Below are 20,516 nucleotides of genomic sequence, written 5' to 3' on the forward strand. Positions count from 1 at the left end.
GAAAGCGTGTTGGTGGGGCGGGTCCGAGGCGGACACAGCGGTGAGAGTGTCAGACCCCGATGACAGTGTGTCCGGCATGGAGACACTCAATGCCCCTGACAGCGGGGATGTGGAGCACGCCGTCATCGCACACTTCCGGCTTGCCGATGACGGCTTCGGCGACGTCGACCAGCGCGAGCGAATCTACGAAGCTGAGGAGGTGATGGAGGCAGCGACTGAGGAGGCAGGCGTCGGGGAGGTCGACGGGAACGAGTTCGGAGGAGGCGAAGCCGTCGTGTACGCCTACGGACCCAATGCCGATGCTCTGTTCAAGGTCCTGGAGCCGACTTTGCGCAGTCTGCCGTTCCGGCCGGCACACGTCCTTCTCAGGCGGGGCGAGAACGAGACACGTGTGGATCTGTAGGCCTGCGGAGCAACTAGAAACGTCGACGAGCGCACCACAAGCGCACCAGATCAGGCGGGGAACAGCGGGGAACCACGGTGAACGCAACCCGGCCCGACGAGGCCAAGGCCCACCCGTTCGCCCAGGTCAGCGCTCCCAACCGGGCCCACAGTGCACCAGCTTCCCAAGCTGAGAGCGCGAGTTCGATTCTCGTCACCCGCTCCATGATGAAACCCCAGGTCAACAATCTGGGGTTCTTCTATTGTCTAGGCCGATTTGGCGGTTCCGTGCCCTCCGCGTGCCCTAAGTGGAGCCCGAGCGGCCGCCCCAAGCATATTCGGGCGCCGCTCCGGACGCATCGGCATCGAATCGTCTCGAATAGCGAGACGCATTGCATGTGATCCGGGTCGCCCTTTTGACAGCATGCGCGTGAAATCGCCTCCGCAAAGGGGGCTCTTACTCCCCCGCCACGGCTATGCCGTATCAGGGTGGTCGCTGCTCGGTTCACGCCCCGACGCCAAGCCCGGCGCTGCGTCGCCGTGGCCATGTCGGAGATAGGGAACCTCGTCGGGATGCCGCAGTGACCTCGCGCGCCGCCAGGCCACGTCCTTCTGCCAGTTCCTTCTCGCCGTATTCCTCGAACATCCCACGGACCGTGTGCAGAAGGTCGCTTCGGTCCTCCGCAGTGAGGTTGGTGAGGAAGGTGTGCACGAGCTGGGCAATTACTGCCCATTGCGCCTGCGGATGCCACTGCTGGGCGTACCGCACGATCTCGTTGATGTCGACGCCCGGCGGCAGAGCACCGTGCTGCGCGTTCTGTTCCAGCATCAGGTAGAGCCGGGCCGTCGCCGGCGTGCGCAGGATCTCGTCCTGCATGAATCTGATCCGGGTCACGTCCCCCTGTGATGGTGCAGGCGATCAGTCGTCCGTACGCAAGCGCCTGCATCAGCCCAGCTGCCGCATGAACGACGCCGAGTTCAAGCGTTCCACCGACTCAGCCGCCCACTGCGAGATGTCCTACGCCGCCTTCCTCGCCTACGCCGTCGACAAGGCCGCCCGCGACCTGACCCGCACCGCAGCCGAGATAGCAACCGAACGGCAGGTCATCGAGGAGCTGTTCGCAGCCCGTCGGCACCTGGGCCGTGTGCACGGTCTGTTCAACCAGGTCGCGAAGGCCCTCGACTCCGGCGCGGACGCACCCCACCTGGACGCCGCATCCCAGGCCGTCCGCAGCTCCGCCCGCCGCATGGAGGACGCCGCCGATGCCCTGCTGGCCCATCGCGACGGTGGTGCCCCGGCGTGATCCCCAGCATCCACAAGCGCGGCAGCAAGACGATCGGGCTGATCCGCTACCTGTACGGCCCCGGCACCGAAGAGGAGCACAGCGACCCCCATCCGGTAGCAGCCTTCGACCCGCTCGCTCCCGGCCCCGGCCGCGACCCGAAGGCCACCTATGAGCAGCTTCAGCGCCTGCTCGACCAGCCCGTCAACGCGCTTCCCGTCGGCAAGCGCCCCGAGAAGCACGTGTGGCATCTGTCGGTGCGGGCTGCCCCGGAGGACCCGATCCTGTCCGACGAGGACCGGGCGGCCATCGCCCGCCGCGTGGTCGCCGCCACCGGCATCGCGCCGGACGGCGGTGAGCAAGCCTGCCGGTGGGCAGCCGTCCGCCATGCCGACGACCACATCCACATCATCGCCACCCTTCTGCGCGACGACGGCCGCCGACCCCGGCGGCACAACGAGGCCCGCCGGGCCCAGGCCGCATGCCGCCGTATCGAAGTGTCGTATCGGCGTCGCCCGTTGGTGGCAAGTGGCTCTTCTCGCATCGTCGACCCGGTGATCGACGCGCTGGAGGTCGGCCTGCAGGCTGTCTCCAGGACTTACGGAGCGGATGCATCGTGCGAGGCGCGTGGGATTCGTCGGCTTCGGGCTGAGGCGGAGTCTCAAGCGGGCGACTGGTCGAGCGAGGCCGGGCACGGCTGTGCGCCCGGGTGTGTGACGAGGTTGATCAGTACGTCGAGTCGGCGGCCTGCTTCCTGCAACTCGGCCACCTTGGTTGTGATGCGGACGCGCTCGTCGAGCACGCGCTCCAGCAGTTCGGGGCCGACGTGGCGGGCGTCGATGGCGGGCAGGAGGGTTGCGATCAGGCGGCTGGCGAGTCCGGCCGTGTAGAGCTGCTGGATGAGCCTCACGCGGTCCACGGCCGACTCCGGGTAGACCCGCTGCCCGCCGGCTGTGCGCTGGGGACACAGGAGGCCCTGCTCCTCGTAGTAGCGCAGGGCGCGCGTGCTGACTCCGGCCCTTTGGGCCAGTACGCCGATACGCATCTCGCTCCTGATGCTCGTGCTGTCGCCTGTCACGACTTGCCCTTCACGTTGACGTCAGGTTTTAGCGTAAGCGGCACCGGGCGGACGCCGAATCTCCCACCGCCCGCCGAAAGGAACGACCATGGACATCGCCGGTTCCACCGCGCTCGTGACAGGAGCCAATCGCGGGATCGGTCGGCGCTTCGTCGATCAGCTGCTGGCTCGGGGAGCCAGGAAGGTCTACGCCACCGCGCGACGCCCGGAGCTGATCGACACGGCCGACTCGCGGGTCACGCCGCTGTACCTGGACCTGCTGGACGAGAAGTCGATCCTGAACGCCGCCGCAGCGGCACAGGACGTCACGTTGCTGATCAACAATGCCGGTATCGCGACCGGGGCCAACCTCGTGACCGGCGACCTGGACATGATCCGGGAGGACCTGGAAACCCACCTTTTCGGCACGCTCCGGGTCATCCGCGCCTTCGCCCCGGCTCTCGCCGCGAGCGGAGGAGGAGCTGTCGTGAACATCCTCTCCGTACTGTCGTGGGTCGCCACCGAAGGGACAGGGTCCTACGCCGTGGCCAAGGCCGCGGAGTGGAACATGACCAACGGCGTGCGCCTTGAGCTCGCCGGTCAGCGGACCCTTGTCCAGGGCGTGCACCTGGGAGCCGCGGACACCGACATGATGGCGGGACGCGACGCTCCCATGATCGACCCGGCCGACGTCGCACGGGCCAGCCTCGACGGCGTACAGGCCGGAGCCATCGAGGTACTGGTCGACGACCCCAGCCGCTTCGTCAAAGCGGCCCTCTCGGGCGACCCCGCGCAGCTCTACAGCCCTCCGTCCGGGAACTGACCCTTCCCGCGCCCGGAAGCCTTGACCGGGCATCCGGTCCACTGCCGGACGGGTGACTCGGGCGCAAAGCCGGACTTCGGCTCGGACCGGCTGTTGCGCAAGCGGATGCGGGCGGCGATGGCAGCGTTCCGCTCGTCGTGGGCGCGGTCGTCGCACCCACACGATGAATCCGTGCAGGTCAGCAGCCATGCAGCCACGCAAGCGCCATCGCTTCCCACGCTGAGAGCGCGAGTTCGATTCTCGGCACCCGCTCCGTGTGGGCGCCGAGGATCTCGTGTCGGAGCGGGAGGTCGTCGGGAGTGGTGATGGATCAGCGCCGCCTTCTCGGAGGACGGGCCGGCCCTGCACGGCAGGCCCGGGCGCCGTCGACGAAGGGCCTGTCGGCCAAGGGGCCTTCAGGCCGCCTCGGCCGGGACCCGTCCGGCCTGGATGGCGTCGACCAGTGCCTGGTGGTCCTTTTCGTTCTGGTCCGCATACAGCTCCGCGAACGTCGCCAGCGCGCGGTCGAAGGCGTCGCTGCCGCCCAGGTAGGCGGCGATCGCGATCCTGTCCCCGGACCTGGCGTGGGCGCGGGCCAGCGTGGCACCGCAGAGACGGCCGAACAGGGCCATTCTCTTGGGCGACATGTCCTCCGCGACGGCGATGCCCTTCCAGTCCCGCAACTGGCGTACGTAGAAGTCCCGCCGCCTGCCGTCGATGCCCTGGACGCGTTCCCAGCCCAGGAAGATGTCGCTGGTCGCCTGCATGAGCCGCTGGCCGGCGACGACGCGCTCGCCCTGGTTGCGGAAGCTGCTGCCGCCGACATAGGGCGCCAGCACCGACTGGTCGGCCTCCTTGGCCTGGAGGAACAGCGGGTCCTCGTCGTCCTTGCCGAGCAGCAGGACGATCCAGCAGCGGGTCCCGACACTGCCCACACCGACCACCTTGCGGGCCATGTCGGCCACCCGGTACTGCTCCAGCAGGAACCGCCGGTCCGTCTGGAGGGTTTCGCCGTAGTGCTCGATCAGGCGGGTGATCTCCTTCTCCAACGCGCCGCGTTCGGCGTCCGGCAGCAGATCCTGGAGCCGGACCAGCAGCGGTGGGTCGGGAGTGATCTGACGTCGGCCGTCGACGACGTGCGTGAGCTTGTCGAAGACCTGCAACGTGTCATGTGCACGGGCCCGTTCCGTGGCGCGCTCCCAGCGATCGCGCTGCCCGGCGCTGAGCATCTCGCCGAACTGTTGCGCCAGTTCGTCCGCGTCGGCACGGGTGTACCAGACGTCGAGATTGCCCATTGCGGCGAAGCCTCGCATGCGTTCGCGGTAGGCCCTCACTGCCGTGCGGACCACCGTCGCCCGCTCCTTGGCGCTGAAGCCGTTCGCCCGGCCCGCGATCACGAAGCTGGCGGACAACCGCTTGACGTCCCATTCCCATGGGCCGGGCAGCGTCTCGTCGAAGTCGTTGATGTCGAACATCAACCGCCGCTCCGGGGAGGCCAGCAGCCGGAAGTTCAGCATGTGGGCGTCGCCGCAGCACTGCACCCTGATCCCGGTGCGGGGTGTCTCCGCGAGGTCCGCGGCCATGATGGCGGCGGCTCCCCGGTAGAAGCGGAACGGCGCCTCGCTCATCCTGCCGTAGCGGATCGGCACGAGTTCCGGCACCCGCCTCTCCGACTGGTGCCCGATGATCTCCACCGGGTCCGTGCGCTTGGGCGGGGGATGGAACTCGGCGTGGCTGGACCGGGGGACGTCGACGCGCGCCGCCTTGCCGCGGGCTACCCGCTCCTGCGGGGTACGGTGCTGTGTCTCGTCGCCGGAGTGGTGGTTCTCGGTCATTGCGGACACGCTCCATGGTCTGGTGGCCGGCGCGCAGCGCGTTGGTCTTCGCTCGGCGGCCGCCGAGGTCGTGGATCGTCCAGCATGACGTCGAGTTCGGTGCCGAGGGGACGCAGCCGCAGCCGCAGCAGATCGTCCCGGTCCGGCCACGCTGGGTGAAATGGGTGTATTCACCCATTTGCTTCAGGCTATCCCCGCAGGGTCCTCCCAGCTACCTGGGCCCGGCCGGTCACGAATCGGCCGTTCACGCGCCGCCGTCCGGTCGCGGCCGCGCCGCCTGTTCGGCGTCGTCGGCGGTGGCGGTGGCGGTGGCGGTGGCGGTGGCGGTGGCGGTGGCGGTGGCGGTGGCGGTGGCGGTGGCGGTGGCGGTGGCGGTGGCGCGGCCGGAGGCGGCGAGGAGTGCGAGCGCCGGGGTCGGCCTGTCAGACAGGCGCCCGGTGCGATGACCACGCCGAGCACGATCCCCGTGCGCAGGCTGACGCGCAGGAAGTGCAGCAGGGGGTCGACGGAGGCCGCCGCGGCGGCCTCCGACTGCGCCTGGGCCGGCAGGTGGTCCAGGTAGTAGCGGCGGGCGACGACCAGGCCGATGGCCACGACCAGACAGGCGAAGGCCGCGCCGAGAGCCGTTGCTACGCCCGGCCGGCGAATTCGTCTACTACGCCCGGCCGGTGAATTCGTCGCGCCTGACCACGCACAGCGCCCAGATGACGAACCCGTACAGCGCGATCAGGGTCATCGACCAAATCGGGTAGTACGGGATGGACAGGAAGCTGACGATGAGCAGCAGCCCTGCGATCCCCACTCCGATGACCCTCGCCCACACCGCGGCCGAGAAGAGTCCCATGCTCACCAGGACGGCCACGACTCCGAGGGTCAGGTGGATCCAGCCCCAGCTGGTCAGGTCGAACTTGAAGACGTAGTTCGGGGTGCGGAGGAAAACGTCGTCATCCGCGATCGCCATGATGCCCCGGAAGATGCCGAGGACGCCGCCGATGAAGAGCATCACCGCGGCGAAGGTCACCAGACCGCCCGCGGCCGCCCTGGACGATTCCGATCGATGGGGGCTAGCAGTCGTCGCCATGGCCGTCCCTCGATTCATCACGGGGGCCACAAGGTCGCGGCCCCTTTCCTCCATGCTGCGCCGTTCGGGCGAGCGGGGCCATTTCGTGCCGGTGAGGCGAGGCGAGGTGTGCCTCGCCCGGTTCAGCGCCCCGTCCCCGTTGTGTGCGTCCGAGATCCAGCGCAGCTCGATCTCGGACGGACATCGGCTTTCGTGAAGCCGTGCGTCCAGGGCGGTCGCCCGTCGGTGGCTCACCGCTTCGACCGTCAGCGAGCGTGACCGGCAGCTCTGTTCCTGAGTCCCCGACGAGTCCCGAGTCCCGTGAGGCCCGGTGGCAGCTGTCCTGTCGCGGATCTAGCATGAATCGTGGTGCACGCGCGGCAGGCCGGCAACGGGGCTGCTCCGTCGGCCACGGGACCGAACAGGCGCATGCCGTGGGCACGGTTCCGCCGGAATTCCGACCGCCCGGCGGTCCGCGATCGTTCCCGAGCGGCCCGCATCCGGATCTCGCGTTCGCCGGAAGACGCCGAAACGGCGGTCCCGCCAAGGTGTGCCCGCGGCCGGCGTCGCGCGCACGGCCCCAGCCGTCGCAGCGGCCGAGTTCCCGGTGACCACCCCGTCATGTTTCACCCGGACGGAATGACCTGCGGCGCCAACCCCGGCCAGCCCGTCACGTCCGACTACCGGTCACGTCCGACGACCGGTCACGTCCGACGACCGGTCACGTCCGGCTACCGGTCACGTCCGAACTACCGGTCACGTCCGGCTACCGGTCACGTCCGGCTACCGGTCACGTCCGACTACCGGTCGCCTTTCCGGTTCACCGGCGGCGGGCTTCGCACGGTGACGATCGACCTGTCGGGCGAGCTCATCACCGATGCGGACAGCGAAACGCGGATGCGCATGGCCGGGCAGTGAAGGCCCCGGCACCGAAACAGACTTCCTCGAACCGGACAGTGAGTGAGGGACGGACATGGGCGACGCCGAGAACGAGATAGGACCGATCGACTATCTGGTGGTCGAGTTCCCAGGAAGTCACATGACGGGCGAAGGGCTTCCCCTGCTGGTCGATCTGGTCGACCGGGGCATCATCCGGATCATGGACCTGACGTTCGTGAAGAAGGAGCTGGACGACTCCGTCGTCGCCATGGAGATCTCCGACCTGACCGGGGAGGCGAAAGCCAGCCTGGCCGTATTCGAAGGAGCTTCCTCCGGCCTGCTCGGCCGGGACGACATGGAGGAGGCAGCCGCGGTTCTCCAGCCCGGTGACTCCGCGGGCATTCTGGTTTACGAGAACCTGTGGGCAGCCCCCTTTGCCGCGGCGCTCCGGCGCGGTGGCGCGCAAGTGGTGGCGAGCGGGCGAATCCCGGTCGAAGCCGTCCTGGCCTCGCTGGACGCGGCCGAGCCGGGCTCTTCCGCCTGAACGCCCCAGCAGGACCAGCGCCGGAACCGCAGACAGTGCAGACAGTAGGGAGAAGGAACATGCCAGGTCTGATCCGTGGGGTCGCGCGTACCGCCGTTGTCGCCGGAACCGCAACCGCCGTCTCCAATCGCGTGTCACGGCGGCAGCAGGGCCGCTGGGCCCAGCAGGCAGCCGCCGAGCAGCCCGCACCGGCCCCGGCTGCACCGCCGCCGGCCCCGTCGGCCGACACCTCGGACAACACGATCGCCCAGCTGAAAGAGCTCGGTGAACTCAAGGCTCAAGGGATATTGACCGACGCGGAGTTCGAGCAGCAGAAGCGCAGAGTTCTCGGCTCCTGACGCGACCCGTACGCGCACGGTTCCCTGAGCCCCCTCATCGGGTACGGGCCGGTTCAGGGGCGGCCGATTCGGCCGCGGCCGCGATGTTGCGGGCCATGCCGCCGAAGACCGCGGCGTGGAAGGGAGCCACGCTCCACCAGTAGGCGTGCCCGGCCAGGCCGTGCGGATGGAACAGGGCCCGCTGCCGGTACACCGTGCGGCCCTGGGGATCCCGGCCGACGGTCATCTCCAGCCAGGCCAGGCCAGGCAGGCGCATCTCCGCGCGCAGCCGGAGCAGCCGGCCCGGCTCGATCTCCTCCACCCGCCAGAAGTCCAGGCTGTCGCCGATCCGCAGCCGAGTCGCGTCCCGGCGGCCCCGGCGCAGGCCGACGCCGCCCACCAGGGTGTCCAGCCAGCCCCGCAGGGACCAGGCCAGCGGCGAGGAGTACCAGCCGTTCTCGCCGCCGATCGCCTCCACCACCCGCCACAGCGCCTGCGGCGACGCCGCGACCGTACGCTCGCGGTGATCCGCGTAGAGGCTCCCGCCCGCCCAGTCGGGGTCGGTCGGCAGCGGGTCGCTGGGGGCGCGGGGAGTCGAGGCCGAGGACCACCTGGTGGCCACGTCCGCGTCCTGCACGCGCCGCAGAGCCAGCCGGATCGCCCGGTCGAGGGTGACCGGTCCCTCCGGCGGGTCCGGCACATAACGGACGATGTCCCGCTCGGCGCAGACCACCTCGTGCTTCAGTGACTCGACCAGCGGGCGCGCGAGAGCGCCCGGCACCGGGGTGACCAGACCGACCCAGAGGCTGGACAACCGGGGGGTGAGCAGCGGAACGGGGACGATGACACGTTTCGGCAGCCCGGCGACGACGGCGTACCGCCGCATCATCTCCTGGTACGTGACGACATCCGGCCCTCCGATGTCGAAGGCCCGGCTCACGTCGTACGGCAGCCGCGCGCACCCCACGAGGAGGCGGAGCACGTCGCGGACGGCGATCGGCTGGATGCGGGTGCGCACCCAGCTCGGGGTCACCATCGCGGGAAGCCGCTCGGTCAGATGGCGCAGCATCTCGAACGAGGCCGAACCCGACCCGATGATCACAGCTGCCCGCAGTACGGCGGTCGGTACGCCCGAGGCCAGGAGGATGCGGCCCACTTCGGCGCGGGATCGCAGATGGGGTGACAGGGCGTGCTCGGGTACTCCGGAAGGGCTGAGCCCGCCGAGGTAGACGATCCGCCGGATTCCGGCGGCACGCGCCTGCTCACCGAAGATCCCGGCGGCGCGCCGGTCGGTCTCCTCGAAACCCCGCCCGGTGCCCAGGGCGTGCACCAGGTAGTACGCGACGTCCATTCCCTCCATGGCCGCGCGCACAGATGCCTCGTCCGTCACGTCCCCGCGCACGATCTCCGCCTGCCCGGCCCACGGGTGGTCCCGCAGCTTGCCGGGCGAGCGGGCCAGGCAGCGCACCGAGTACCCGGCCGCCAGCAACTCCGGCACCAGCCTGCCGCCCAGGTAACCGGTGGCACCGGTGACCAGACAGCGCAGCGGCCGTTCGTCGTCGGTCATGCCGATCGCACGCTTGCCGGTCCGGTGCGCCTTGTCCGGCGACGGTCGGCGGACCGGGCCGCAAGAAACGTCATGGCTCTCATGTCTTCCCGGGACGTGCCCCTCCGAGGGGCTCTGCCGCTGTTCCCCTGAGGCCATGCTTGGGGCCGAGAGCGAGCACCGCAACCTCGCCGTCGCGACGACACTCCGGGCCGGCGGCGAGCGCCACGCTCACCGCGTCGGCGAGGTTCCAGGTCGAGCGCGGTCGAGCGCGGCGTGACGGGCCCGGAGAGACCGCGCGGCGCCCAAGTGGTCTTCCGTGGTCTCGGGCATGACGACCCGGCCCCGGCTCGTCCAGCGCCGCAGGTCGTCGACCGCGCTGACGGCGGCTGCGCGTCCCCGCTCGCGCGTGGCCACGTGGTCGAGTTCCGCCAGCAGGAGCGGGGACATGACCAGGAGACCGGACGTGCCGGCGATGACGATGATCACGCGGTGGTTCCGGATCCCGAGTCGGTCTCCCGTTCGGCCGGCGTCGGCGGACCCACCGCGACGTCCCCGCCGAGGCTCGATGGCGCATCGGCGTCTTCCTTGTCAGTGCTTGAAAACGTCCTTCGTCTTCTCCTTGGCCTGACGGGCCGCACCCTTCGATTTCTTGGCCTGTCCCTCGGCCGTCATCCGCTCGTTGCCCACGGTACGGCCGACCGTCTCCTTGGCCTTTCCCGCGGCCTCTTCCATCTTTCCCTTGGCCTTTTGCTCTCGGGCCATTGTCGTTCACCTTCCTGGTCCGGTGGGAATTCGTGAACCCACCCCGAGTACCCCCTGTCGGGCAGTGAAACGGGTGCAGGTTCTGTGCCAGCCGCCTCTCGGAAATTCTCTCGACGCCTTGGAATATTCGAAGCGAAACGGGTACCCGAGCAGATAGCGATCAACAGCAAGGCTCGTACTTGAGAGAGAGGAGAAGGCCGTGATCGCCCTCGGCGTCATCCTGCTCATCCTCGGATTCGTCTTCGGCATCGCCATCCTGTGGACGATCGGGATCATCCTGCTCGTGATCGGGCTCGTCCTGTTCCTCCTCGGCTCGGTCGGCCACGCCGTCGCCGGGCGACGCCACTACTGGTAGCCCCAGGCCCTAGGGGGCTTCTGATGGTTCTCCCACGGAGATCCATCAGAAGCCCCCTAACCGGTCAGACCGACTGGTCCGGCCGGGCGGGCGCTGTCTCGTGGGTGCGGCGCCGGAGGCGGAGGCGGAGCCGTCCGCGTCCGGCGTCACGCTTGCGGCCGGTGCCGGTCGTCCTCGCCCGGCCACGGGCCTTCCGCGGAGTTGACGGTGGCGATCCCGTGACAGGCATCCCGGAGCGGCCGTAGTGGAAGGCGGCGATACGGTCGCCGTGCTGTGAGTTGAGCTGGTGGATGAGGAGCGCTCCGAAGGCGATCACCGCGATGATCACGATCACGGTCACGAATGTCTCCACGGTTCTCACCGCCTTCCCATCGGCTGATGCGGCATCTCGGCGGGCATCGCGGCGGTCATGGCGGGCATCGCGGCAGTCACGGCGGGCATCGCGGTCGTGGCGGTCGCGGTCGTGGCGGTCGCGGTCGTGGCGGTCGCGGTCGTGGCGGTCGTGGTCGGGATCCGCGGGCCTTCGGCCAAGTCGCCGGGCTCGTACACCGCCCGCAGCCGCGCCGCTTCCTCCAGCAGACGGCTCGCGGTCGACGTGCCCAGGGGGTCGCTCGCGGCGGCCATCAGCCAGGCGGCCGAGCCGGCGGGCGTCTGCGGCGGGATCACCAGGAGATTCCAGCGGCCTGTGCGGTACGAGAGCAACAGCAGTTCGTTCGGGTCCTGTTCGGGCAGGAACCAGCCCACTTTCACCACGTGCCCGGCGACGGGCACCTTGCGCGGAATGACCGGCCAGTGGACGGGACTCACCGTGACCCGGGTGATCCGCCCCCACAGCGGATCCAGTACGGCGGTCAGAGCCAGGAGTTCCGCCCCAAGATCGCGGGAGCGGGGCCACCAGGCGCCGTCCAGCAGAGCCGGTGCGGGACCTACGGGAGCCAGCGACAGGCGGAGCGGGAGCGAGGAGAAACGGTCATCGGCTTCGGCCGTCAGCGGGTGGGAAATGGTCGCGGTCATGACGCGAACCCTGCCCCGGGCCGGCCACGGCCGGCCCGGCATAGTGCATCGCCGAAAACGACACGAGCTTGACAGCCGGTGTGCGAAATATCCTCGGTACCTTCGAGGCTACTCCTCGGACAGGCCCGACGGACCGCCCGGCCCCTTCACGGAGTAGCGTGAGCCCACCGGGAGCTTTCGCACACCGGCTCCGATGTCGGCGTCGTTCCCGGTGAGCGACGACACCGGGCCGCTGCCCTCGCGCAGGGGTCCGGAGACGGGTTCGCGCAATGCCCGCGACCGCCCTTCATCCCCTCACCCCGCACCCCCTCACCTCACACCCCCTCACCTCACACCCCGCTCCACGGCCCGCCCCCTTCCGGGCCCCGACCGCGCGTCTCGCGCTGAGGTCCAAGAGCCCCTGCGCAGGGCCCGCCGAGTTGGACGGCGCCTGGTGGCCCCGTTCACGTGACCTGCCGAGCGAACTCTCCGCCCTGGCGGACGTGCTCGATCCGTTGTGGGGACGGATCACCCGTATCGCGGTCAACCCCCGCCACTGGCCGATCCTCCCGCCCAGAATCCTTGTCAACGGCCATGCGGTGAAGGTCGGTCGGTTCACCTCGGAGCTGGATCCGCACGCGATCCTGCTGCTGTCCTACACCGCGGGCAGCTGGAACCTCCTCGTGATCCCCCCGGAGACCGGCGCCCGCTCGGCCGCCCGGCTGCTGGCCGCCGCGAGTGCGGACACCGGCGCGCCGCTGACCGCGACCGTGCTCATGGCGGCGGAACGGACCCGTGCCGGAAACCGGGACGGCCGGGAGGCCGGTAAGGGCGGCGGCGACGGTGCTCGCTCGTCGCACGACCACGATCGGCCGCACGACCACGACCACGACCACGACCACGATCAGCGGCGTGCTGTAGGGAGATTGACGCCTCCGGCCTCCATGCCCTGCCCCGACGAAACCGCTGGTCGTGGGCGGGTACCGGCGTACGGCCCGGAGTAAAGTGAACACCCGGAGCCGGTCCGGGAGCCCATCAGGGGATACGGCTCATGGAGGCCTCGGAGGAGGACCGCGGCTGCCCCTCGAGGCCGCTCCCGGGCGCGGGGCCGGGGCCGTCGTGCACACCGATCGGCGGGGCGCGCAGACAGGGAGCAGGGCATGATCCGTTCAGCCGACATCCGCGAGTGGCGCAACCAGGACGTGGTCGACGAGAAACAGCGCAGGATCGGCCTGCTCGAAGCGGTCTACGTCGACACCGCCACCGACGAACCGGCCATGGCCACCGTCCGGACCGGACTGCCCACCCGCCACCGGCTGGTCTTCGTCCCCCTCGACGACGCGGTCCTCGGACCGGGCTACGTCCAGGTCTCCTACCCCAAGGGGCAGGTGCGGAAGGCCCCGTCGATCGGCACGGACGACGTACTGCCGGTCGAACAGGAGGAGGAGATCTTCCAGCACTACGGCATGACGTACCGGCCGGGAGCGGCCGGCGAACGTCAGCTCGCCCGCCGCTGACGCCGACGCCGTGCCGCCGTGCCGCCGTGCCGTGGGCGGACGCTCGGGAGCTGGAGGTACGCGTCGTCGTGTCGGCCGCGCGCGCGGCTGTCCGTCGGGGACCATCGGTCACCGGTGTGTCGGTTTCCCTGCCAGGTATGTGGTTCCGGGTTCCCGGCCCACCCGCGGTCCTCGGTGCGAGGCCGCCATGACGGGAGGGCGGCATGGTGGAGGGTGCGATGCCCGGTGCAGGAGCCGAGGGACGCTCGTGGCCGGGGGCCGAGCCGGACTTCTGGCGGCAGGTGGTCGAGCAGCTGAGCACCGCCCTGATGGTGGTCGATCCGGCCGCCCGGATCCTCGCTGTCAACCCGGCCGCCGAGCGGCTGCTGGGCCGTACCGCCGACGCGATGCGCGGAATGGACGCGCACGAGCTGCTGCACCGGGACGCGGGCGGCGGCCCGCTCGTCCGGGAGCGATGCCCACTGCTCCGGGCGCTGGCCGAGAGGGCTGCCGCGGGCGGGGACGGCGACAGTTATCTGCGCGGTGACGGTCGCCTGATCACCATCTCCTGGTCCGTCTCCCCCCTGACGGACGCCGGCTCCTTCAAGGGCATGGCCGTGCTGTTCACCGACGCCACGGGCGACCACGGCACGCGCCGGGAACGGGCGGCTGAACGGGCCGAACGGGCCGCCTACACGAGTGCGCTGGAGGACCTCACCGAACGGCTGACGCTGGTCGCGGAGATCACCGACGTACTGGGCCAGACCCTGGAGGCCGACGAGGCCCTCGCCCGGCTGGGCCGCCTGCTGGTTCCCCGTCTCGCCGACTGGACCGCGGTGGACCTGCGGACCGGTTCCGGGCGGGTCCACCGGGTGGCGGTCACGGGCCCCGCGGGCCGGGACACGGCGCTGGAGGGCGGGCGCGAGCGCCTCCCCGAAGCCGGGGAGGCAGACCCGTCGTCTCTCGTCCAGGTGCTGAACGGCGGCGACCCCGTGCTGTGGGACGGGGCAGGGACGGCCGTACCGCCCGGCTCTCCCCTGGCCGCCCTGCACAGCGACTTCCTACGGGCAGTGGGCGCGACATCCGCCGTCACGGTGCCGCTGGGCTCCGGACAGCGGATCACCGGCGCCCTGACGGTGGTGCGCACCGTCCCGGCGCACCCCTTCGACACCGCCGACCTGGAGGTGGTGAGCGACATCGGCCGCCGGGTCGGTCTGGTCGTCGACAACGCACGAAGGTACGGCCGCCAACGCGCCGTCGCCGAGGCCATGCAGCGCAATCTGCTCGCCCCGCTGCCCCGGCTCGGCCGACTGCGGCTGGCCGCCCGCTACCAGCCCGCCCCCGCCGGCTCCCAGGTCGGCGGCGACTGGTACGACGCGTTCGAGCTGAAGGACGGCACGCTCGCGCTGGTCATCGGCGACGTCGTGGGCCACGACCTCACCGCGGCGGCCGGGATGGCCCAACTCCACGGCATCCTGCGCTCGCTGGCCTGGGACCACATCGGGCCGCCGGGCAGCGTCGTCGACCGCCTCGACGACGCCATGCCCGCGATCACCACCGTCACCATGGCCACCCTCGTCCTCGCCCGGGTCGAAGGCCACCCGGACACGGGCCCATGGACCCTGCGGTGGACCAGCGCCGGACATCCGCCGCCGCTCCTCCTCACCCCCGGCGGACACGCGCGGTACCTCGAGGCCGGGCAGGGACTCCTCCTCGGCGCCGACCTGGGCGACGACACGAGCCGGCCGAACGCCACGCAACCCCTGCCGCCGGGTTCCACCCTGCTGCTCTACACCGACGGCCTGGTCGAGATCCCCGGCAGCGACCTCGACACCGGCCTGGGCCGCCTGCGCCGCCACGCCCTGGCGCTCGCCCCCGCGCCCCTGGACACACTGTGCGACCAGCTACTCGCCCGTATGCCGCCCGGCAGCACCGACGACGTGGCTCTCCTCGCCCTGCGTCTGCCGACGGCGTGACGGAGATCCCGGGCGCCCTCCAGGCGCCGGCAAAGGTCTCGATCCGGGCTGTCGCCCTTCGGTTCAGAGCGTGCCGCGCGGCCTGACCAGCCCGCTCTCGTACGCCAGGATCGTGGCCTGCACCCGGTCCCGCAGGCCCAGTTTGGACAGCAAGGCGTTCACATGGGTCTTCACGGTGCCCGTGGTCACTCCGAGCGCGGTGCCGATCTCGGCGTTCGTCAGGCCCGACGCGATGTGCAGGAGGACCTCGCTCTCGCGTGGTGTGAGGGGGGACAGCGCACCCGTCACGGACGGCGGCTGCGGGGCGCCCCGGGCGAAGGTGTCGATGAGCCGCCGGGTCACGGTCGGGGCCAGGATGCCCTCGCCGGCGGCGACCACGCGGATCGCGGACAGCAGGTCCTCGGGCAGGGCGTCCTTGAGCAGGAAGCCGGAGGCCCCGGCGCGCATCGCCTCGTAGACGTGGGCGTCGAGGTCGAAGGTGGTCAGGACCAGGACGCGAGGGCAGTGCTCCTGCGCGGTGATGAGACGGGTCGCGGTGAGGCCGTCCATGCCGGGCATGCGGATGTCCATCAGGACGAGGTCGGGCGCCTCGGTGGCGGCGAGCGACACCGCCGACGCTCCGTCACCGGCCTCGGCGACCACCGTCAGATCGGGTTCGGCGTCCACGATGGCGGCGAATCCGGCGCGGACCACCGCCTGGTCGTCGACGACCATCACGCGTGTGGTGACGGGAACACCTCCAGGACGGACTCCGGCGGACCCGGCCGGGTCGACAGCGACACCCGTACCGTACCGGCCTGTTCGAGCGTGATACGTCCGGGGCCGGTCCCCACCTGCACCTTCAGGCGTTCCGCCACCGGGCCGGTCACGGCCAGCGGTACGCCCGCCACCGTGACGCGCAGGGTGTCTCGCCGTCGGCGCAGTGTGACCCGTGCCGGGCCCTGGTCGCCCGCGTCGAGCGCCGCCTCCACGATCCGGTACGCCGACAGGGCCACAGCCGGCGGCAGGTCCTGCGCGGCCTCCGGCAGGCCCCGCAGCGTCACGTCCCGCCCGGCCGCGCGTACGGTCCGGCACAGCGTGTCGAGGTCCGCGGCGGTGGGCGCCGGGGCGAGCCCCCGCCCGGGATACTCCGAATCCTGCGACTCGGCCAGGCTGTGCAGGAGTTCACGCATGGCGGCGAGTGCCGACCGGGCCCCGGCGGCCACCTCCTCCAAGCGTCCCTGCCGGGCGTGTTCGACCAGGGCGGCCGTGGGGTGCAGGACAGCGTCGTGCAGCTTCGCCCCCAGCCGGCGCCGTTCGGCGTCCGCGGCCCGTTCCGCGTGCCACAGCGCGCCGGCCAGCGCGAGGTCGTCCCGGGCGAGGATCCGCAGCCGTCGGCGCCGTACGGCGAGCCCGGCGCCCCACAGGCCGGCGAACACGGCCGTGAGCACCACGGCCAACGGCACGAACATCACCAGGACGGTGGGCCACAGCGCGCCCTCGCCCAGCAGCTCGCCGTCCGCGCCCGCCGTCGCGACCAGGGTCCCGGAGAGCGAGAGCGCCGCCGCGCACCACGCGGGCCAGGTACGGGCCGCTCCCCGGCCGTAGACCGCCACCGCGTACACCGCGAGCAGCTCCGCGAGCGCTCCGCCGGCGAAGAACTGGGACACCCGCGACGGCAGCGCGGCCCCGGCGGCCGCCGCCGGCCACAGCCACGACGTGGCCAGCACGCCCAGGAGCGCCGGCCGGGGAGCGCGCCGCCGCCACAGCAGCGGCACCGCGTGAGCGGTCAGCAGCACGGCCACGACGAGCAGGCCGGGCACCGCGGCGCGCAGGCTCGCGCCGGTCCAGTCCTCCGCGGTGACCAGGGCGAACACCAGGGGAAGGAGCGTCGCCGTGAACACCAGCGCGGGGTCGGCCAGCCGCTGTTCCCGCAGCACGTCGCGCCGCCCCGCGCCGCCCTCGGGCGGGCCCCAGGGCCCCGTGACGTCGGGCAGCGTGGCCCGCACCCGCCAACCACCGCCGGGTGCGGGGCCGGCCGTCAGTTCCCCGCCCACGGCCGCGGCCCGCTCCTTCATCCCCGCGACGCCGCGTCCCGACCCCAGACCGTCCACGCCGCCGACTCCGTCCCGCGCCGCGCCGCGCGGGGGAGCGTTGTCGACGCTCAGTTCCAGGACGCCCTCCCCGCGCAGGACGCTGACGCGCGCGGCGGAGCCCGGGGCGTGCCGCAGGGCGTTCGTCAGGGCCTCGCGGACGATCCCGTGGACCGCCTCGGCCGCCGGACCGGCCAGGTCGGCGGGGAGCACGGCGTCGATCGGCCGTCCCAACCGGCCGAATCCGGCGATGAGTTCCTCGATGCGCGCCGTCATCGGGCGGGGATCCGGACGGTCGACGTCGTGCAGCAGACCGACGAGCCGTCGCAGCGCCGTCAGGGTCTCGGTGCCGGTGCGCTCGGCGAACGACAGCGCCTCGGCCGTCAACTCGGGCTTTCTGTCGCCGAGTCTGCGCGCGGCGTCGGCCGTGATGACGACGGACGTCAGGTGATGGGCGCTCACGTCGTGCAGTTCGCGGGCCAGCCGCCGCCGTTCGGTGTCGCCCGCCCGCCGCCGGGTCTCCTCCGCGCCGGCCAGCCGACGGGTCGCGAGGAGCCGCCCCTTGAGCCACTGCCGTCGGGCCTCGCCGAGTCCCGCGCAGACCGCGTACAGGAGCGCGCCGAGCGCCCACTCCGAGGCGAGCTCGGGCCGGACCCCGAGGCGGATGAGGGACAGGAGCCACTCGACTCCGACGGCCGCGGCGAGCGCGCGTACGGTCACGGGCACGGGGCGGCGGACCGCGACCGAGTACAGCGCGATCGGCGCACCCACCCCGAAGTAGCCGTCCTGCCAGGCCAGTTGGCCCAGCAGGAGGGCGCCGAGGGACCAGGCCAGGGCCCGGACCGGCGTCTGCCGTCGGCGGCCCAGCGCGGCCGTCTCGGCGACCACCGCGCCCAGGACGGCGACCAGTGCGGCCGCCCCGGGCGGCTCCGCGCCGGCCACGCCGGCTCCGGGCCACAGCCAGGCGATCTGTCCGGCCGCGAGCAGCGCGGGGAGCAGCCAGTTGCGTAGCGTCGTCTCCATATCGGCCCGAGCGTAGGGCGGGGTGCGACGGCGCGGCACCGTCCCCAGGTACGAGGGCGCTCTCCACCCTCCGGCAGAGTCGGCCTTCGTGCCCGCGGCCGATGTGCGGACACGGGCCTGCGGCGAGGCTTGTCCCCATGACGAGTCCCCTCCCCGAACTGCTCCCCTACCACCGCATGGCCCGCGCCTCGCTACGCCATCGATGGTGGCGGCCCGTGCTGGGCGCCGGGTTCGTGGCCGTGGCGGGCGTGCTCGTGGCCGCACTGCTCTACGGCCTCGGCTCCGTCCTGGGCGCGGCCAAGGGATACCCCGAAGCGCCGGACGGAACCGTCGAGTTCGGTCCCGTCTCGGGCACCGCCCTCGACCTGCTGGCGATCGCCTCCGCGCTGCCCGTCGTCCTGCTCGCGGTGCGCTGGATCGGCCGCCGCCCGGCGGGCACGGTCTCGTCCGTGACGGGCGGACTGCGGTGGCGCTGGCTGGGGCTGTGCGTGCTGGCGGCCCTCCCGGTCCTCGCCGTGACCACCGGGGTCATGCTCCTGCTGCCCCTGGACGACGCCCCGCCGTCGCGGTGGGCGGGCTGGGAGGTCTTCGGCCCGGCCCTCGCCATGCTGGTCGTCCTGGTGCCGCTCCAGGCGGCCGCCGAGGAGTACGTGTTCCGCGGCTGGCTCACGCAGGCGGTCGGCGGCTTCCTGCGCTCTCCCTGGTGGGCGCTCGTGCCCCAGGCCGCCCTGTTCGCCGCCGCCCACGGCTGGGGCACCCCGTGGGGCTTCGCCGACCTGCTCGTGTTCGCGGTGGTCGCGGGCCGGCTCACCGTGCGCACCGGCGGGCTGGAGGCGGCGATCGGACTGCACGCCGTGAGCAACCTCCTGGCCTTCGGCGTCTCGGCCGCCGTCGTCGACGGCCTCAAGAGCGACGACACCGCCGCGGACGCTCCCTGGCAGGTCGTGGCCGTCGACCTGGCCGGCATCGCCCTGTACGCGGCGGCAGTCCTCTGGCTCGCGCGTCGCCGCACGCCGACCCGCGCCGTCCCCGCGCCGGCGCCGGTCCCGCCGCCGCTGCCCTTCTACAGCGGGGGACACCTGCCGTTCCGGCCCGGGGGTGCCTAGGATCGCGAGCATGGCCCTGATCATGAGCGACGTGGACCGGTTCGAGACCGCAAGGCCCCGGCTGGAGGCGATTGCCTACCGGCTGCTCGGCTCGGCGAGTGAGGCGGAGGACGCCGTGCAGGAGACGTTCCTGCGCTGGCAGGCCGCCGACGTCGAGCGGATCGAGGTGCCGGAGGCCTGGCTGACGAAGGTCCTCACCAACTTCTGCCTCAATCAGCTGACTTCGGCCCGTGCCCGGCGTGAGACATACGTGGGGAGGTGGCTCCCCGAGCCGCTGCTCGCCGGGGACCCGATGCTCGGCCCGGCCGACACCGCCGAGCAGCGCGAGTCGGTCTCGTACGCCGTCCTCGTGCTGCTGGAGCGCCTGTCGCCGGGCGAGCGGGCGGTGTACGTGCTGCGCGAGGCCTTCGACTATCCGCACCGGGAGATCGCCGAGATCCTGGACATCACCGAGGCCGCCAGCCAGCAGCTCCATCACCGGGCCAGGAAGCACATCGCGGCCGGCAAGGCGCGCACCGAGATCGACGAGGCCGCCGCCCGCAGGATCGTCGAGGAGTTCCTGGCCGCGGCGACCAGCGGCCGTACCGAACCCCTCGTGCGCCTGCTCACCCAGGACGCGATCTCGGTCGGCGACGGCGGCGGGAAGGTCCCGGCCCGCACGAAGGCGTTCGAGGGCGCGCTCGCGGTCGCCAAGTTCCTGCGCGGCCTGTTCAAGCCCAGCGAGGCCAAGCGGGCCCACGTCGGCGGCACGCCCGAGATCTACGCCACGACCGCCAACGGCGGGCCCGCCGTCGTGGCCGTGGTCGACGGCCGGGTCGTCGGGATCACCTGCCTGGAGGTCACCGCGGAGGGCATCGCCGCGATCCGCAGCCAGGCCAACCCCGACAAGCTCGTCCGCGCGACCGAGCAGTGGGCCGCCGCGGAGCACGGGGAGGCGCCGCTCCACACGCTGTGAGGGCACGCTGTGAGGACACCTTGAGGCGATGTGACGCAGGCCACATTCCGATCCTGTCAGGAAACGGGAGG

General features: G+C 71.6%; 22 protein-coding genes and 2 pseudogenes. 13 read left to right on the forward strand and 11 right to left on the reverse strand.

Annotated elements, in window-relative coordinates; genetic code table 11:
• Positions 1 to 76: 76 nt before the first annotated feature.
• Positions 77 to 403: a hypothetical protein gene (locus tag AB0J04_RS06470; RefSeq protein ID WP_363167225.1), complete on the forward strand. Its 327-nt coding sequence runs from the start codon at positions 77 to 79 to the stop codon at positions 401 to 403.
• Between the two features lie 483 nt (positions 404 to 886).
• Here the strand turns inward: AB0J04_RS06470 and AB0J04_RS06475 are convergent, their stop codons facing one another.
• The gene (locus tag AB0J04_RS06475) at positions 887 to 1,258 is read right to left on the reverse strand and encodes a hypothetical protein (protein WP_363167226.1); all 372 of its coding nucleotides are present in this window, start codon (positions 1,256 to 1,258) and stop codon (positions 887 to 889) included.
• 85 nt (positions 1,259 to 1,343) lie between these two features.
• Between AB0J04_RS06475 and AB0J04_RS06480 the strand changes: the two genes are divergently transcribed.
• Both AB0J04_RS06480 and AB0J04_RS06485 read left to right on the forward strand, forming a co-directional pair.
• Positions 1,344 to 1,685 carry a plasmid mobilization relaxosome protein MobC gene (locus tag AB0J04_RS06480; RefSeq protein WP_363167227.1) on the forward strand — a complete coding sequence of 114 codons (342 nt, stop codon included), beginning with the start codon at positions 1,344 to 1,346 and terminating at the stop codon, positions 1,683 to 1,685.
• A pseudogene (locus AB0J04_RS06485) lies at positions 1,682 to 2,161 on the forward strand (mobilization protein); the annotation flags it as partial. The gene AB0J04_RS06480 and the pseudogene AB0J04_RS06485, both read left to right, overlap by 4 nt.
• A 164-nt stretch (positions 2,162 to 2,325) precedes the next feature.
• Here the strand turns inward: AB0J04_RS06485 and AB0J04_RS06490 are convergent.
• Positions 2,326 to 2,709 (reverse strand): MerR family transcriptional regulator, encoded by a 384-nt coding sequence (locus AB0J04_RS06490; protein ID WP_363167257.1) that lies wholly within the window; start codon positions 2,707 to 2,709, stop codon positions 2,326 to 2,328.
• Positions 2,710 to 2,830: 121 nt separating this feature from the next.
• On the opposite strand from AB0J04_RS06490, the gene AB0J04_RS06495 reads away from it, so the two are divergent.
• A complete protein-coding gene (locus AB0J04_RS06495; protein ID WP_363167228.1) occupies positions 2,831 to 3,544 on the forward strand; it encodes an SDR family oxidoreductase in 714 nt (237 codons plus the stop codon).
• A gap of 395 nt (positions 3,545 to 3,939) precedes the next feature.
• Here the strand turns inward: AB0J04_RS06495 and AB0J04_RS06500 are convergent, their stop codons facing one another.
• Positions 3,940 to 5,358 carry a DUF2252 domain-containing protein gene (locus tag AB0J04_RS06500; RefSeq protein ID WP_363167229.1) on the reverse strand — a complete coding sequence of 473 codons (1,419 nt, stop codon included), beginning with the start codon at positions 5,356 to 5,358 and terminating at the stop codon, positions 3,940 to 3,942.
• 14 nt (positions 5,359 to 5,372) lie between these two features.
• On the opposite strand from AB0J04_RS06500, the gene AB0J04_RS06505 reads away from it, so the two are divergent.
• Positions 5,373 to 5,804 (forward strand): hypothetical protein, encoded by a 432-nt coding sequence (locus tag AB0J04_RS06505; protein WP_363167230.1) that lies wholly within the window; start codon positions 5,373 to 5,375, stop codon positions 5,802 to 5,804.
• A gap of 209 nt (positions 5,805 to 6,013) precedes the next feature.
• On the opposite strand, the gene AB0J04_RS06510 is transcribed toward AB0J04_RS06505, so the two are convergent.
• Entirely contained in the window at positions 6,014 to 6,439 is a 426-nt protein-coding gene (locus AB0J04_RS06510; RefSeq protein ID WP_363167231.1) for a hypothetical protein, read from the reverse strand.
• Positions 6,440 to 7,391: 952 nt separating this feature from the next.
• Here AB0J04_RS06510 and AB0J04_RS06515 point away from each other — a divergent pair.
• Positions 7,392 to 7,841, forward strand: coding sequence for a DUF6325 family protein (locus tag AB0J04_RS06515; RefSeq protein ID WP_363167232.1), 450 nt, complete (start codon positions 7,392 to 7,394; stop codon positions 7,839 to 7,841).
• 59 nt (positions 7,842 to 7,900) lie between these two features.
• On the forward strand, positions 7,901 to 8,179 hold the full coding sequence (locus AB0J04_RS06520) for an SHOCT domain-containing protein (protein WP_363167233.1): 279 nt from the start codon (positions 7,901 to 7,903) through the stop codon (positions 8,177 to 8,179).
• A gap of 34 nt (positions 8,180 to 8,213) precedes the next feature.
• On the opposite strand, the gene AB0J04_RS06525 is transcribed toward AB0J04_RS06520, so the two are convergent.
• From AB0J04_RS06525 to AB0J04_RS06535, 3 genes and pseudogenes are all read right to left on the reverse strand, one after another.
• Entirely contained in the window at positions 8,214 to 9,725 is a 1,512-nt protein-coding gene (locus tag AB0J04_RS06525) for an SDR family oxidoreductase (protein ID WP_363167234.1), read from the reverse strand.
• Positions 9,726 to 9,918: 193 nt separating this feature from the next.
• Positions 9,919 to 10,154, reverse strand: a pseudogene (locus tag AB0J04_RS06530) (VapC toxin family PIN domain ribonuclease); the annotation flags it as partial.
• 141 nt (positions 10,155 to 10,295) lie between these two features.
• Positions 10,296 to 10,469: a CsbD family protein gene (locus AB0J04_RS06535; protein ID WP_363167235.1), complete on the reverse strand. Its 174-nt coding sequence runs from the start codon at positions 10,467 to 10,469 to the stop codon at positions 10,296 to 10,298.
• A 199-nt stretch (positions 10,470 to 10,668) separates the two neighbouring features.
• Here AB0J04_RS06535 and AB0J04_RS06540 point away from each other — a divergent pair, with 199 nt between their 5' ends.
• The gene (locus AB0J04_RS06540) at positions 10,669 to 10,824 is read left to right on the forward strand and encodes a DUF6131 family protein (protein ID WP_363167236.1); all 156 of its coding nucleotides are present in this window, start codon (positions 10,669 to 10,671) and stop codon (positions 10,822 to 10,824) included.
• A 64-nt stretch (positions 10,825 to 10,888) separates the two neighbouring features.
• On the opposite strand, the gene AB0J04_RS06545 is transcribed toward AB0J04_RS06540, so the two are convergent.
• Both AB0J04_RS06545 and AB0J04_RS06550 read right to left on the reverse strand, forming a co-directional pair.
• Positions 10,889 to 11,164, reverse strand: a complete 276-nt coding sequence (locus AB0J04_RS06545; protein ID WP_363167237.1) for a hypothetical protein — start codon at positions 11,162 to 11,164, stop codon at positions 10,889 to 10,891.
• Positions 11,165 to 11,181: 17 nt separating this feature from the next.
• Positions 11,182 to 11,838, reverse strand: a complete 657-nt coding sequence (locus AB0J04_RS06550) for a DUF5994 family protein (RefSeq protein WP_363167238.1) — start codon at positions 11,836 to 11,838, stop codon at positions 11,182 to 11,184.
• Between the two features lie 269 nt (positions 11,839 to 12,107).
• Between AB0J04_RS06550 and AB0J04_RS06555 the strand changes: the two genes are divergently transcribed.
• The 3 genes from AB0J04_RS06555 to AB0J04_RS06565 all read left to right on the forward strand — a co-directional run bounded on the left by AB0J04_RS06555 (position 12,108) and on the right by AB0J04_RS06565 (position 15,289).
• Positions 12,108 to 12,821 (forward strand): DUF5994 family protein, encoded by a 714-nt coding sequence (locus AB0J04_RS06555; RefSeq protein WP_363167239.1) that lies wholly within the window; start codon positions 12,108 to 12,110, stop codon positions 12,819 to 12,821.
• A 156-nt stretch (positions 12,822 to 12,977) separates the two neighbouring features.
• Positions 12,978 to 13,334, forward strand: coding sequence for a PRC-barrel domain-containing protein (locus AB0J04_RS06560; protein WP_363167240.1), 357 nt, complete (start codon positions 12,978 to 12,980; stop codon positions 13,332 to 13,334).
• A gap of 218 nt (positions 13,335 to 13,552) precedes the next feature.
• Entirely contained in the window at positions 13,553 to 15,289 is a 1,737-nt protein-coding gene (locus AB0J04_RS06565; protein WP_363167241.1) for a SpoIIE family protein phosphatase, read from the forward strand.
• 63 nt (positions 15,290 to 15,352) lie between these two features.
• On the opposite strand, the gene AB0J04_RS06570 is transcribed toward AB0J04_RS06565, so the two are convergent.
• Entirely contained in the window at positions 15,353 to 16,003 is a 651-nt protein-coding gene (locus AB0J04_RS06570; protein ID WP_363167242.1) for a response regulator transcription factor, read from the reverse strand.
• Positions 16,003 to 18,384, reverse strand: a complete 2,382-nt coding sequence (locus AB0J04_RS06575) for a histidine kinase (RefSeq protein ID WP_363167243.1) — start codon at positions 18,382 to 18,384, stop codon at positions 16,003 to 16,005. The genes AB0J04_RS06570 and AB0J04_RS06575 overlap by 1 nt, the downstream gene beginning before the upstream one ends.
• A gap of 137 nt (positions 18,385 to 18,521) precedes the next feature.
• On the opposite strand from AB0J04_RS06575, the gene AB0J04_RS06580 reads away from it, so the two are divergent.
• Entirely contained in the window at positions 18,522 to 19,490 is a 969-nt protein-coding gene (locus tag AB0J04_RS06580) for a type II CAAX endopeptidase family protein (RefSeq protein WP_363167244.1), read from the forward strand.
• 10 nt (positions 19,491 to 19,500) lie between these two features.
• Positions 19,501 to 20,445 (forward strand): RNA polymerase sigma factor SigJ, encoded by a 945-nt coding sequence (gene sigJ, locus AB0J04_RS06585; protein WP_363167245.1) that lies wholly within the window; start codon positions 19,501 to 19,503, stop codon positions 20,443 to 20,445.
• The last annotated feature ends 71 nt before the right edge of the window (positions 20,446 to 20,516 follow it).

This window comes from Streptomyces sp. NPDC050263, from assembly GCF_040655955.1.
Lineage (GTDB): Bacteria > Actinomycetota > Actinomycetes > Streptomycetales > Streptomycetaceae > Streptomyces.

Bases quoted from the DNA above. Each gene is read 5' to 3' on its own strand.
- AB0J04_RS06470 (WP_363167225.1), top strand. From the start codon at position 77: ATGGAGACACTCAATGCCCCTGACAGCGGGGATGTGGAGCACGCCGTC.
- AB0J04_RS06520 (WP_363167233.1), top strand. From the start codon at position 7,901: ATGCCAGGTCTGATCCGTGGGGTCGCGCGTACCGCCGTTGTCGCCGGA.
- AB0J04_RS06475 (WP_363167226.1), bottom strand. From the start codon at position 1,258: ATGCAGGACGAGATCCTGCGCACGCCGGCGACGGCCCGGCTCTACCTG.
- AB0J04_RS06535 (WP_363167235.1), bottom strand. From the start codon at position 10,469: ATGGCCCGAGAGCAAAAGGCCAAGGGAAAGATGGAAGAGGCCGCGGGA.
- AB0J04_RS06555 (WP_363167239.1), top strand. From the start codon at position 12,108: ATGCCCGCGACCGCCCTTCATCCCCTCACCCCGCACCCCCTCACCTCA.
- AB0J04_RS06580 (WP_363167244.1), top strand. From the start codon at position 18,522: ATGACGAGTCCCCTCCCCGAACTGCTCCCCTACCACCGCATGGCCCGC.
- AB0J04_RS06505 (WP_363167230.1), top strand. From the start codon at position 5,373: ATGGTCTGGTGGCCGGCGCGCAGCGCGTTGGTCTTCGCTCGGCGGCCG.
- AB0J04_RS06575 (WP_363167243.1), bottom strand. From the start codon at position 18,384: ATGGAGACGACGCTACGCAACTGGCTGCTCCCCGCGCTGCTCGCGGCC.
- AB0J04_RS06565 (WP_363167241.1), top strand. From the start codon at position 13,553: ATGCCCGGTGCAGGAGCCGAGGGACGCTCGTGGCCGGGGGCCGAGCCG.
- sigJ (WP_363167245.1), top strand. From the start codon at position 19,501: ATGGCCCTGATCATGAGCGACGTGGACCGGTTCGAGACCGCAAGGCCC.
- AB0J04_RS06495 (WP_363167228.1), top strand. From the start codon at position 2,831: ATGGACATCGCCGGTTCCACCGCGCTCGTGACAGGAGCCAATCGCGGG.
- AB0J04_RS06525 (WP_363167234.1), bottom strand. From the start codon at position 9,725: ATGACCGACGACGAACGGCCGCTGCGCTGTCTGGTCACCGGTGCCACC.
- AB0J04_RS06500 (WP_363167229.1), bottom strand. From the start codon at position 5,358: ATGACCGAGAACCACCACTCCGGCGACGAGACACAGCACCGTACCCCG.
- AB0J04_RS06560 (WP_363167240.1), top strand. From the start codon at position 12,978: ATGATCCGTTCAGCCGACATCCGCGAGTGGCGCAACCAGGACGTGGTC.
- AB0J04_RS06550 (WP_363167238.1), bottom strand. From the start codon at position 11,838: ATGACCGCGACCATTTCCCACCCGCTGACGGCCGAAGCCGATGACCGT.
- AB0J04_RS06510 (WP_363167231.1), bottom strand. From the start codon at position 6,439: ATGGCGACGACTGCTAGCCCCCATCGATCGGAATCGTCCAGGGCGGCC.
- AB0J04_RS06570 (WP_363167242.1), bottom strand. From the start codon at position 16,003: ATGGTCGTCGACGACCAGGCGGTGGTCCGCGCCGGATTCGCCGCCATC.
- AB0J04_RS06515 (WP_363167232.1), top strand. From the start codon at position 7,392: ATGGGCGACGCCGAGAACGAGATAGGACCGATCGACTATCTGGTGGTC.
- AB0J04_RS06490 (WP_363167257.1), bottom strand. From the start codon at position 2,709: ATGCGTATCGGCGTACTGGCCCAAAGGGCCGGAGTCAGCACGCGCGCC.
- AB0J04_RS06480 (WP_363167227.1), top strand. From the start codon at position 1,344: ATGAACGACGCCGAGTTCAAGCGTTCCACCGACTCAGCCGCCCACTGC.